10 protein-coding genes are annotated in these 12,057 nt (G+C 70.2%); 2 read left to right on the top strand and 8 right to left on the bottom strand.

The features are described 5' to 3' along the window. Positions 1-10: 10 nt before the first annotated feature. The 3 genes from AB0M47_RS08340 to AB0M47_RS08350 form a co-directional block, all read right to left on the bottom strand. On the bottom strand, positions 11-1,732 hold the full coding sequence (locus AB0M47_RS08340; RefSeq protein ID WP_363410430.1) for a tetratricopeptide repeat protein: 1,722 nt from the start codon (positions 1,730-1,732) through the stop codon (positions 11-13). Between the two features lie 246 nt (positions 1,733-1,978). Then, positions 1,979-3,385 carry a DUF4157 domain-containing protein gene (locus AB0M47_RS08345; RefSeq protein WP_363410433.1) on the bottom strand — a complete coding sequence of 469 codons (1,407 nt, stop codon included), beginning with the start codon at positions 3,383-3,385 and terminating at the stop codon, positions 1,979-1,981. A gap of 110 nt (positions 3,386-3,495) precedes the next feature. Continuing rightward, on the bottom strand, positions 3,496-3,921 hold the full coding sequence (locus AB0M47_RS08350; RefSeq protein ID WP_363410436.1) for a VOC family protein: 426 nt from the start codon (positions 3,919-3,921) through the stop codon (positions 3,496-3,498). Positions 3,922-4,024: 103 nt separating this feature from the next. On the opposite strand from AB0M47_RS08350, the gene AB0M47_RS08355 reads away from it, so the two are divergent. Next, positions 4,025-4,891, top strand: coding sequence for a helix-turn-helix domain-containing protein (locus tag AB0M47_RS08355; RefSeq protein WP_363410439.1), 867 nt, complete (start codon positions 4,025-4,027; stop codon positions 4,889-4,891). A 61-nt stretch (positions 4,892-4,952) separates the two neighbouring features. Here AB0M47_RS08355 and AB0M47_RS08360 read toward each other — a convergent pair whose 3' ends face one another. The 5 genes from AB0M47_RS08360 to AB0M47_RS08380 form a co-directional block, all read right to left on the bottom strand. Further along, positions 4,953-6,113 (bottom strand): RICIN domain-containing protein, encoded by a 1,161-nt coding sequence (locus tag AB0M47_RS08360; RefSeq protein ID WP_363410442.1) that lies wholly within the window; start codon positions 6,111-6,113, stop codon positions 4,953-4,955. A gap of 57 nt (positions 6,114-6,170) precedes the next feature. Further along, positions 6,171-7,712: a glycoside hydrolase family 43 protein gene (locus tag AB0M47_RS08365; protein ID WP_363410445.1), complete on the bottom strand. Its 1,542-nt coding sequence runs from the start codon at positions 7,710-7,712 to the stop codon at positions 6,171-6,173. Beyond that, the gene (locus AB0M47_RS08370) at positions 7,709-8,521 is read right to left on the bottom strand and encodes a carbohydrate ABC transporter permease (protein ID WP_363410583.1); all 813 of its coding nucleotides are present in this window, start codon (positions 8,519-8,521) and stop codon (positions 7,709-7,711) included. Before AB0M47_RS08370 ends, AB0M47_RS08365 begins: the two co-directional genes overlap by 4 nt. Positions 8,522-8,609: 88 nt before the next feature. Continuing rightward, entirely contained in the window at positions 8,610-9,509 is a 900-nt protein-coding gene (locus AB0M47_RS08375) for a sugar ABC transporter permease (protein ID WP_363410448.1), read from the bottom strand. A 63-nt stretch (positions 9,510-9,572) separates the two neighbouring features. Continuing rightward, on the bottom strand, positions 9,573-10,859 hold the full coding sequence (locus AB0M47_RS08380; protein WP_363410451.1) for an extracellular solute-binding protein: 1,287 nt from the start codon (positions 10,857-10,859) through the stop codon (positions 9,573-9,575). A 154-nt stretch (positions 10,860-11,013) separates the two neighbouring features. Between AB0M47_RS08380 and AB0M47_RS08385 the strand changes: the two genes are divergently transcribed. Continuing rightward, positions 11,014-12,030: a LacI family DNA-binding transcriptional regulator gene (locus AB0M47_RS08385; protein WP_363410454.1), complete on the top strand. Its 1,017-nt coding sequence runs from the start codon at positions 11,014-11,016 to the stop codon at positions 12,028-12,030. The last annotated feature ends 27 nt before the right edge of the window (positions 12,031-12,057 follow it).

The raw sequence follows: 12,057 nt of genomic DNA on the forward strand, positions 1-12,057 counted from the left end.
CGGCCCAGGCCTACTGATGAGCCGTTTGAGCCTGGCAGCGGTTCAACCCCGAACGCAGGTCGCGGCGTAGCCGGGCGTCCAGTCCCGGCATGGCCAGCGCCGCGGTCAGATCGGCGGCGGCCTCGTCCCAGCGGTCGAGCCGCATGAGCGCGGTGGCGCGGTTGTAGCGCGGCTCGACGGCGGCCGACAGTGCCACCGCGCGATCGAGGTCGGCCACGGCCGCGGCGGCGTCGCCGCGTTCGAAGCGGACGGCCGCCCGGTTCGTCCACGCCTCGGCCAGGTCGGGGTCGGCGTCGAGGGCCTGGGTCAGTAGATCGTCGGCCTCGTCCAGCGCGCCACGTTCCGACCGGATCAGGCCCAGGGTGCACAGCAGCGCGGGTTCGTGCGCCCGTTCGGGCGGAGCCGAGCGTACGCATTGCTCGGCGGCGGTGAGGTCGCCGCGGGCGAGGTCGAGGTTGGCCAGCGCCACCCGGGCGTCGAGGTGACCCGGATCGATGGCGAGAACCCGCCGCAGGTCTTCGCGCGCCGGCCCGCTGCGTCCGGTTTCCTCGTGCAGCGTCGCGCGGTTGTAGTACGCCTCCGGCAGGTGCGGCCCGAGCCGGATCGCCGTCGCGTAGTCGTCGAACGCGGCGCTCGTACGCCCGGCGGCACGGTGCAAGGCGGCCCGGTCGGCGTAGTACTCGCAGTTGTCAGGATCGAAAGCGACGACGGCGTCGAGGTCGGCCAGCGCCTGAGCAGGGTCGCCGAGGGCCAGGTGAACCTGCGCCCGGTTGTGCAGCAGCCGGGCGCGATCCTGCCGGCGCTCCTCGGGTCCCAGGACAGCGGCCAGCTTGGCCAGGCCCGAGGACACCAGCTCCAGCGCCTCGGCTGCGCGGCCTTCGCGACTGTCCAGCAGGGCGATGCCTTGCTCGTAGAAGACGGCCGACACGACGCGCTGCCGTTCGTCGGCGATGCCGTCGGCCAGGTGCAGCGCCTGTTCCAGCCATTTCCGGGCGGCTGCCGGGTTCTGCTGCGCCGCAGGCAGGTGGCGCGCGTACAGCATGGCCGTGGAGTAGGCGGCCGACATGGTGATCTTCGGATCGTCGGTGACGGCCTGCGCTTCGGCGTACAACTGGAGAGCCTCCTGCGCCTGACCGAGCGCGGCCAGCGCGGTGGCCAGCCCAGTCGTGAACGACCACCAGTCGGCCAGGTCGGTGTCGGGCGTGACAGCGGCCCGGCCGCGCCGGGCGGTACGCGCGGCGTGATGGTAGAAACCGCGGGCCAGACTGTCGCCCAGGGTGGCTCGCAGCTCGGCAGGCTGGGACTCGACCGGCGATTCGGGCGGCCCACCGTCGTGCAGCTGCACGGTCATCGGCGTGGACGCGAGCCGTCGCGTCAACATCCCGAGCAGTTCGGCAGTCGTCTCGTCAGCCGCGTCGGCGTGCAGGAAGTGAACGGTCAGCGGGCGGCGCACTGCGCACGCGGCGGCGAACTCCGCCGCGCCGAAGGCGAGGGCGGCGGTCCGCCGGACCGGATGGAACCGGATCGGCTGCTCCTCGGCGGCCGGCGCACCCGGATCCAGAGCCGGGACGATGGCCTGCAGTTCGACGGCATGGCGGGCGGCCTGGCGAGGATGATCGCGGGCGAGGTCTTCCAGGAAAGCGGCGACCCCGGCATACGGGCCCAGGTCCCGGTGGCAGTTGTAGGGCGGACGCCCGGAGGCGCCCGCCCTGCTGCGCCTTACCAGCACCATTCGAACCAGAGCCGACGGGCTCCGGACAGCAGGCGCACGGCGCTCTTGTGGCGGATCGTCATCTTCTTCATGGACACCTCCGGTAGAGATCACAACGAAGTGATCAGCATCATAGGGCTGATCATCGATGAAAGGGAAGGGCTGTCGCGACTCGCAGACCCGCCAAAGTCGGTTGCAGGGCAAGGAAACCGAATGGCACGGTCGACCGACGACGCGGCAGCGGCATAGGGCGATGGCGAGACGGCGTCAGATCCGGTCGATGAGGGTCGAGATCCGCCAGGTCCACGGGTCGCGCAGGGTGTGCACCGACTCGCGGGCGAGGAACGTGCGGTCGTCGCCGCTGCTGGAGTCGGTGAACAGGGTGGTCGCCCCCACCGGCTGGTCGACGTAGAAGCCGCCGTTGCCGAGCGGGCTGGCCGCGGTCTGCTGGCCCTCGGTCCAGACGTCCTCGACGAAGGACGCCTGGGCCTCCCGGTTGAAGACCGTCCACCGTTGGTCGCCACGGCCGAGTTCGGCGCGCCACGAGTACTCGTTGCTCACGAACGCCTGCGCCCCAGCGGCTTCGGAGATGTAGCGGCTGCCGGCGTGCTGGTACTGCCAGACGTGGGTGAACTCGTGGACGAGGACGTCGGACGCGGTGGCGGGGTTGTTGTGCTTCATGTAGATCGTGTTGCCGACGGTCACGGCGCGGTCGTTGATGCTGAAAACGCCGCCGAAGCCGAGCACCACCCGCACGTTGTAGTACGACAGCGACCGCCGGAAGACCTGGAACAGCAGCGCGCGTTCGGCCGTGGTCAGCGCACGCTTACGCCATTGCAGGCCGAACAAGCTCTGCGCGGCGGCGATCCCCTTGAGCGCCGTCGTCAGGAACGCGCCGACGACCCCGGCGACGAAGTCCTTGAGCCCCCGGACGAAGACGGTGCCGTCCCACGACATGAGGCCGCCCAGCCCGCCCAGGCCGACCCGCAACGCGCCCGCGACGACGTCCGCGGCCACGTTGAGGACCGCCTTGACGACCGCGCCGGCGAAGTCGAAGCAGGCCGAGACGACGCCGGCGATCCAGTGGAAGATCCCGTACAGCACGATGCCGACGCCAGGTACCTTGCGCAGCAGGCCGGCCAGCGCGTCAAGTCCGTCGCCGATGAGGTTGCCGACGGTCTCGACGGCGTCCGCGACGGCCTCGGCGACCGCTCCGGTGACGTCCTCGACGGCCTGGGCGACGACGTGGGAGATGTCGGCGATCGCGGTGCCGAGGTCCTGAACGAAGCCGAGGAAGCGCCCACCGGAATGCTTGTCGCGGGTCCACTCGAGGTCCAGGCGGTTGCCGGCCTGGCCGGTCAGCTCCAGCTCGTACATGCCGGTGTGGATGCCGAACAGCTTGGCCTTGAACAGCCGCAGCCGGACGGTGCCGGCCTGGTTCGACGGGAGCGACAGCACGGCCGTCGGACCGTGATCGGCGTCGCCGGTGCTCGTGGAATCGACGACGGCGCCATCGGGGGAGACCAGGCGCAGACCTTTCCACGACGTGACGCCCGGCGCGGACGCGAGCGTGAATTCGATGGCTGCGGGACTCGACGCGGAGCCCTGCACGACGGTGACGGAGTCCTCGCGCGACACCCCCGGGAAGTCGGCGAGCGTGACGATTCTGCTCATGACTCATCATGGAGCCGCCCGGCCGAAAGATACGTCGGCCAATGTCCGGCCGCCGGTCGGAAAAGCGACGCGCGCGCCACCACACGCCGCAGGTCGCCGGCGGCCGTCGCTCAGCGGCTCGCGTACCGGGTGTTGGGCTCGGTCAGCTCGATGATGTTGCCGAGGTTGTCGGTGACGAAGGCGATGCGCTGGCCGATCGCGGCCACGTCCATAGGCCCGCCGATCAGCTCGACGTGCCGGTCGCGGAGCAGGGCGACGGTCGCGTCGAGATCGTCGACGCCGAGGCAGAAGTGGTGCAGGCGAGCCGGGTCCATGCTCGTCAGAACGTCGTCGGTCGGGCCTTGCCGGGTCGCCGCACCGGCGAGGAGTTCGATCTTGACCGTGCCGCTGATCAGGAAGACGAAGGTGGTGCCGTGCGCGTCGAACCGCCGGTCGACGGTGAAGCCGAGCTTGGTGGCGTACCAGGTGACGGTGGCGTCGAGGTCGTCGGCGGTCACGCTGAGGCCGACGTGGTCATGGGTCAGGGAGAGGCTCATGCGATCGAGCCTGCGCCGGGCGGCCGGCCCGTACCAGAGACGGCGCGACGGTAGGAAATCCGGTACCACCCTCGGCCGGTGATCGCGAGGGAGACTTGATCCCATGAACAGCGACAACACGACGCTCGGTGCGACCTTGCGTGCGTGGCGTGACCGGGTCTCGCCGGCGGAGGCGGGGCTGCCGGCTGGGCGCGTACGCCGGGCGAAGGGGTTGCGCCGGGAGGAGTTCGCCGAACTCGCCGGGATCTCCGTGGACTACGTCGTGCGTCTTGAGCAGGGGAGATCCACCACTCCGTCGGCGCAGGTGGCCGCCGCCATCGCCCGTGCGCTGCGGCTCACGGACGCCGAACGGGATCACCTCTACCGGTTGGCCGGTCTCGCCGCTCCGGCGTACGCGGAGCTTTCCGAGCACATCCCACCGGGTCTGCACCGCCTGCTGAACCGGCTGGACGACACCGCCGCCGCGGTCTTCGCCGCCGACTGGCAGCTGATCTGGTGGAACCGCGGCTGGGCGGCCCTGCTGGGCGACCCGTCCTCGACGCCGCCCCGGCTTCGTAACTTCGCCCGCGACATCTTCCCCGTCGACGGGCAGGGTCCGGCGCTGTCGCAGTGGCCGGTGACCTCGTTCGCCCAGGACACCGTGCACGCCGCCGTCGTGTCCGACCTCCGCCGGGCGACCGGCCGTTTTCCGGACAGCCGCCGGCTGACCGACCTGATCCACGCACTCATCAAGGGCAACGCGCACTTCGCCGAACTCTGGGCCGCCGGCGCGGTCGGCGCTCATCGCGAGGACCACAAGCTGGTCGAGCATCCTGCCGTCGGCCCGATCGCGGTGGACTGCGACGTGATCACCGAAGGTGACGCGGACCGCAAGATCGTCGTCCTGACCGCGGCACCGGGTACCGAGGACGAGGCCAAGTTCCAGCTGGCCGTGCTGTCCGGCGTCACGGAGGGCGAGCCGCACAGGTAGCGGATGGAGGGCGCCGCGAGCGGTTCCGGGCCGGCCCGCGACGCCCTCGTCCTAGTGGCGGCTAGCGGACGGACCAGACCTGGTTGGCCTGCGTACCGCCGACGTAGCAGTCCCAGATCTGCAGCGGCGTGCCGTTGGCCGTGCCCTGCCCGGCGGCGTCCAGGCACTTGCCGGAATTGGGGTTCACGACGGTCCCGTTGGCCTGGACGATCCACTGCTGCGCGGCGTTGTTGAGGCAGGTCCACAGCCAGACCTGGGTGCCGTTGGCAGTGCCGACGCCGCGTACGTCGAGGCACTTGCCGGACTGTGGATTGACGAACGTGTTGCCGGTGCGGACCCATTTCTGCGCGCCGGAACCGTTGCAGTCCCACAGCTGGACCTTCGTGCCGTCGGCGGCGCCCTGGGCGTCGACATCGACGCAGCGGTTGGAGCCCTGGCCGACGATCGTCTTGGCGGTGCCGCCACCGCCGCCGGTGGTGCTGTAGCTGAAGCCGGTCACGGCCAGGCCCGCGCCGCCCTGCCAGGGTTCGAAGCCGGCCTGCACGCTGGTGAGATACCAACCGCTCTGGGCGTACCCGCGGGCGAGCATGTCGGCGTAGAAGTCGCGGACGGCGAAGCTGATCGAGCCGGTGCCGGCGGTGCGCACATAGGACACGACGTTCCAGCCGATGTTGCCGAACCAGACGTCCCAGGTGCCACCGGCGAGGGTGACGGTGGCGACGCGTCCGCCGACCGGCTGCGGCGCTCCGGCGTGGTTGAGCCAGACCATCAGCTCCGCGCCGGTGTTCTGCCCGTCGGTGCGGGCCGTCGGATCGAACCAGATGTCGTACGCGGCGTCCCACTGGCCGCTCGCGTAACTCATGGAGACGCTGGTCGTGACGTTGGCGAACGCGCCGTCGGAGGTACGCATCGGCAGCCCGCTGCCGGCCGAGCAGTTGCCGTAGTGGCAGCCGGCGTAGATCGACGGGTAGGAGCCGGGCGCCCCGTTGGTGGGCTTGTTGTGGTCGGACCGGGTCAGGGCGAACCCGGTGCCGGTGACGTTGATGCACTGGGTGGTGTCGTCACCCCAGTTGTTGTTCTGGACGACGTACTTGCCGCCTTGGATGGTGGTGGAGCCGTACTTCTCGCAGATCGCGGTGTCGGCGTGGGCGCTGTGGGCGAGCGGGACGGTGCCTGCGGCGGCCAGCAGGGCCGTGCACAGGACGCGTAGGAGCCGTGACATGGGCCGACGCTAGGCCGCCCGGAACCGGACGGCCTAGACGTTTCGAAACCGGCAAGTTCATAGATCTATGTGGGTGATGTCGCGGAACTCGGCGGGGCGGCCGTCGCCGGTCAGATCGTGTGCCCACAGCCCGACGAACGCCCCGGTGAACCCCCACACCGCCGGTACGCCGTGCGGATCGGTCTCCAGCGCGTGCTCGTCTGACAGCACGGTGGCATCGAGATCGGGGCCCAGCGGCGTACCGGTGGGGCCGTAGCTGAACCGGACCCGGTCGCCGTCGAAGGCCACCGCCACCGGCACCGGGTCCGACCCGGGCAGTGGGACCGGCTCGGCCCGATTCAGCACACCCCGGTCGCAGGTGAGCAGGGTCAGGCACCGTCCGGCGTGCTCGTCCCAGGTCACGGCGGCGTAGTACCAGTTGCGGGTGTTGTAGTACGCGGTCAGCCCGGCCAGATGCTGCGGCGTACGCGGATCGAAGGCGACGGTCGCGGCGAACCGCGTGCGCAGCGCGGTCACCCGCCGGGCGGCCAGGCTCGGCCCGAACCGGGAGAACGGCGACCGCCCCCCGTGCAGGCGTACGCCGTCCCCGTCGACCGTCGTGATCCAGTCCGCGGTGGCAGGGCGGCGCAGCGTGCTCCACTGCGGACCCAGGACGCGCTGGTCGGCGGGCAGCGGGTGTGGCGTACCGGGGTCGGCGAACTCCAGCGGCGGCAGGCCGTCCGCGATGACGGGCCACCCGTCCTGCCACTGCACCGGGGCCAGGGCGGTTTCGCGACCCAGGACGCAGGCGCCGCGCGGGGTCAGCGGCCGGGCGGTGAGGAACGCCAGGTACCACCGGCCGTCGGGGGTGTCGACGAGGCTGCCGTGCCCGGCTTTCTGCAGCGGCCAGTCCGGGTCGTCGACGGCCGACAGCATGCGCGTACCACTGTCGTAAGGGCCGAGCACGTGCCGCGAGCGGGCCACCGTGACCTGATGCTCGTAGCCGGTGCCACCCTCGGCGGTGACCAGCAGGTACCAGCCGTCGTGCCGGTAGAGGTGCGGGCCTTCGGTGTACGGCGCGCCGGAACCGCGGTAGATCGTCACCGGTTCGCCGATGAGCTTGCCGGTGGTCCGGTCGAGTTCCTGGGCGATGATGCCGGCGGACCAGTGCCGGCCCGGTCGCCAGTCGAGGTCGTTGGTGAGCAGCCAGCTGCGTTCGCCGTCGTGGAACAGCGATGGGTCGAAGCCGCGTGCGTGCAGCGGCACCGGTTCCGACCACGGGCCGCTGATCGACGGCGCGGTGACCAGATAGTTGGGCACGTCCCAGAAGCCGCCCGCGTACGCGGCCACGTTGGTGAACACGAGGTAGAACGTGTCGTCGGCGTGCGACAGGCAGGGCGCCCAGACGCCACCGGAGTCTGGTACGCCGTCCAGCCGCAGCAGCCGGTCGGTGTCCAGGACGCCGCCGAGCGGCCGCCAGTTCATCAGGTCCCGGGAGTGGTGCAGCCGGACGCCGGGCATCCATTCGAAGGTGGAGGTGGCCAGGTAGTAGTCGTCGCCGACGCGCAGGATCGACGGGTCCGGATGGAAGCCGGGCAGGATCGGATTGCGCACACTCATCCCTTCACGGCGCCGGCCATGATGCCGCCGACGATCTGTTTGGCCAGGAGGACGAAGACGGCGAGCACCGGCAGGACGCCGACCAGCGCTCCGGTGAGCATGAGCGCGTAGTCGGTGTAGTAGCCGCTGGCGAGCGTGGACAGCGCGACCTGCACGGTCGGGTTCTCGGGGTTCAGCACGACCAGCGGCCAGAAGAAATCGTTCCAGGCGCCCATGAACATGAACAGGCCGAGCACGGCGGCGGCCGGTCGGATCGCAGGCAGCACGACGTGCCAGAACACGCGCAGGTAGGAGCAGCCGTCGACACGAGCAGCCTCGACCAATTCCACCGGCACGGCCTCGTCGACGGCCTGGCGCATCCAGAAGACGCCGAAGGCCGACACGAGGGCGGGCACGATCAGCGCCTGCAGATGCCCGGTCCAGCCGATCTTGGTAGTCAGCAGGTACAGCGGGATGATGCCCAGCTGGGTCGGCACCATCATGGTGGCGACCACGGTGACCAACAGGGCGTTGCGGAGCGGGAAGCGCAGCCGGGCGAAGGCGAACCCGGCGAGCGAGGCGAACACGACGTTGCCGACGGCGACGGTGGTGGCGACGATCGCGGAGTTCGTCAGGGCCAGCGCGAACTCGGTGGAGTCGAAGACGCGGCTGATGTTCTCGGCGAGGTTGCCGCCGGGCACCATCGGCGGGGTCGCCTCGCCGATGGCGCTGTTGTCGCTGCTGGCCACCACGAGGGTCCAGTACAGCGGGAACACCGACGCCGCCACGACGGCCGCCAGCAGCAGGTACGCCAGCGGCCGCCGGGTCACCGCCGGGGCGGCCCGGCGTCGGCGGGGGGTCGCGCCGCCGGCGTGCGCGGGCGCGGATGCGGACAGGGTTGCGGTCACGGCACGCTCCTCAGCGGCTGGCCACGGCCCGGCGGACCAGGGCGAAGTTGATCAGTGCGATGACGGCGACCAGAACGAACAGCACCCACGCGACGGTGGCGGCGTACCCGGCGTCGAACAGGGTGAAGCCGCGTTCGTAGAGGTACATCGTGATGGTCTGGTACTGCCGGTCGGAGCCGCCGGTGCCGGTGGAGGCGCCCTTGGCCTCGAACAGCAGCGGCTCGGCGAACAGCTGCAGCCCGCCGATGGTGGACACGACCGTGGTGAACAGGATCGTCGGGCGGATCATCGGCACGGTCACCGTCCAGAACGCCCGCCAGCCGGACGCGCCGTCGAGCTTGGCGGCCTCGTAGAGGTGGGCCGGGATCGCCTGCATGGCGGCGAGGTAGATCAGCGCGTTGTAGCCGGTCCAGCGCCAGGTCACGATGAACGCGATGGCCAGATGGGACGACCACACCTCGGCGGGCCAGTCGATCGGGTCGACGCCGACCAGGCCGAGCAGCCAGTTGACGATGCCGAAGTCCCGGCCGAAGACCTGCGCGAACACGAGCGCGACGGCCACGACCGAGACGACGTTGGGCACCAGGACCCCGGCCCGCCAGAAGGTGCGCCCGCGGAGCCGTCCGTTGAGCAGCGCCGCCAGGCCGAGCGCGAACAGCAGCTGCGGCACCGTCGACAAGACGAACAGGCTCAACGTGTTCGTCAACGCGTTCCAGAAGTCCGGGTCGGTGAACAGATCGCGATAGTTGGCCAGGCCGACGAAGCCGGCGTCGCCGTTGATCAGATGCCAGTCGTGCAGCGACATCCACAGCGTCGCCAACAGGGGATAGGCCCCGAACACGGCGAAGAGCAGGAAGAAGGGCGCGACGAAGAGAAGCGGGATGACACGCTGGTCGAAGCGGCCGGTCATGGCGGCTGGTCCTTCCGGTGTTCCGGGGCGCCCGCAGACGCGGACACCCCGGAGGTCGGTCTGCTACTTGAGCGCCTTGGCGGCTTCGTCGAGCGCCTGCTGCCAGGCCGCCGCCGGATCCTGCTTGCCCTGCTCGACCCGGGCCAGCGCGCGGCCGAACACGGGGCGTACGTCGGCGTCGCGGGTGCCGCGGTAGTTGGGTTGCAGGCTCTCGCCGGACTTGGCGAAGATCTCGCCGACCGGGGCGTTGTTGAAGTACGGGTTCTTGAAGCCGAGCACGGCCGGGTCTTTGAGCGTCTGCGGCTGCGAGGGCAGGCTGCCGACGTTCTGGAAGATCTTGACCTCGGAGTCGGGAGAGGTCAGGAACTTCGCCAGCTCGTACGCCTCCTTCGCGTGCTTGCCCTGCTTCGGGACGGTCAGGAACGACCCGCCCCAGTTGCCGCCGTTGCCGGGGATCTTGGCGATGTCCCACTTGCCGGCGTTCTCCGCGCCGGAGCCGTCCTTGATCAGGCCGAGCATCCAGCTCGGGCACGGCAGGGTGGCGAAGGTGCCCTGTTTGAAGCCGACGTTCCACGGCTGGCTGAACGGGTCGAGCCTGGCCGACATGCCGGGATTGCGGACGGCGGCGGCGACCTTGTCGAACGCGTCCTTGACGGCCGGGTTGGCGTCGCCGACGTACTTGTCACTGGTGTCGAAGTAGCCGTAGGGCGTCTGGTTGATCATCGCGGTGTAGATGTTGCCGACGCCGTCGAACCACTTGGCCTTCGCGCCACTGGCGGTGAACTTGGTGCCCTGGGCGAAGTAGTCGTCCCAACTGGGCCACAGCGCCGACACCGCGTCGCGTTCGGTCGGCAGGCCGGCGGTCTTGAACAGGTCGGTGCGGTAGCACATGGCCAGGCCGCCCATGTCGGTGCCCAGGCCCATGACGACGTTGCCGCCGTCGGCGATGCCCTGCTGCCACTTCCACGGCAGCCACTGCGCGGACAGGTCTTTGGCGCCGTAGTCGGCGAGGTTGACGAACTTGTCCTTGGACTGGCGGAACTGGGGCATGTAGCCCTCTTCGACCGCCTCGACGTCAGCGGCGCCGCTACCGGCTCCGAGCCTCGTGGCGAGCTGCTTGTGGTGCTGGTCGAACTCGGTCACCCGGGTCTTGACCGTGATGTTCGGATGCGCCGCCATGTAGTCCTTGATGAGCGGCTCGTAGCCGAAGTCGCTGAAGGTCGCGACGGTCAGCGTGATCTTCCCGTCACCGGATCCGGTGCCGCTATTCCCGCCGCCGCAGGCGCTCAGCGTGATCGCGAGCGCCGCGGCGGAAGCCACCGCCGCCAGGCGCGCCGGCACAGCTTGCATGATCCCTCCTCGAATGTGATGTGTGTGCCGCGCCGCCACCTGGGGACGCTTGGGCGGCGCGGCGAGAGGAAACCTAGAAGCGGCCCGAAACATCTGAGAACAAGTTTCGAAACAAGGTGGCTCTCGGCCGGGGTCAGTTGCGAAACTGTGCGGCGTGACCGACGCCCGGCCGACCCTCGCCTTCATCGCCCGCGCGGCCAACGTGTCCGTGCCGACGGTGTCGAAGGTGCTCAACGGTCACAGCGACATCTCCGAGGAGACCCGCGACCGGATCGAGGCGCTGCTGACCAAGCACGGCTATCAGCGCCCACGCGCGCCCAGGCGCAAGGCCCATCGTGGGCACCTGATGGATCTGGTCATCAACGAGCTGGACAGCGCCTGGGGGCTGTCGATCCTGACCGCCGTCGAGCAGGTCGCCGAGGCCGCCGGGCTGAGCCTGGTCGTCTCCGTGGTGCACAACAGGTCCAGCCTGACCCGGCGCTGGCTCGGTGCGGTCACCTCCAGGGGATCGCTGGGCGCGATCCTCGTGCTTTCCGACCTGACCGCCGAACAGCAGGCCGAACTGCGACGGCGTACGCTGCCGTTCGTCGTGGTCGACGGGGTGAACCAGCCACCACCGGGCGTACCGAGCGTCGGCGCGACGAACTTCTCCGGCGCGTACAACGCGACCGACCACCTCATCGGACTGGGCCACCGGCGCGTCGGCGCCATCGGCGGGCCCGAGCAGCTGCTGTGCAGCCGCGCCCGGGTCGCCGGTTATCGGGCCGCTCTGGAAGCGGCCGGCCTGCCCGCCGACCGCGACCTCGTCCGGTACGCCAACTTCCAGCACGACGGCGGCATGCGTACGGCCCAGCAGCTGCTGGCGTTGCCGGACCGGCCCACTGCCGTGTTCGCCGGCAACGACCAGCAGGCGACCGGCGTCTACGAGGCGGCCCGCATCGCCGGGCTGCGCATCCCAGACGACCTGAGCGTCATCGGCTTCGACGACCTGCACTACGCCGAATGGACCTCGCCACCGCTGACCACGATGCGCCAGCCCCTGTTCGAGATGGGCACCACGGCGGCCCAGATCCTGCTGCGCCTGATCAACGGCGAACGCCTGGACGCGCCCCGGATCGAGCTGGCCACCGAGCTGGTCCTGCGCGCCTCCACCGGCCCCGCACCCCGGTAGGCGGACCGCGGTACGGCAAGCGGTAGT

The organism is Hamadaea sp. NPDC051192, from assembly GCF_040682475.1.
In the GTDB taxonomy this organism is placed as follows: Bacteria; Actinomycetota; Actinomycetes; order Mycobacteriales; family Micromonosporaceae; genus Hamadaea; species Hamadaea flava.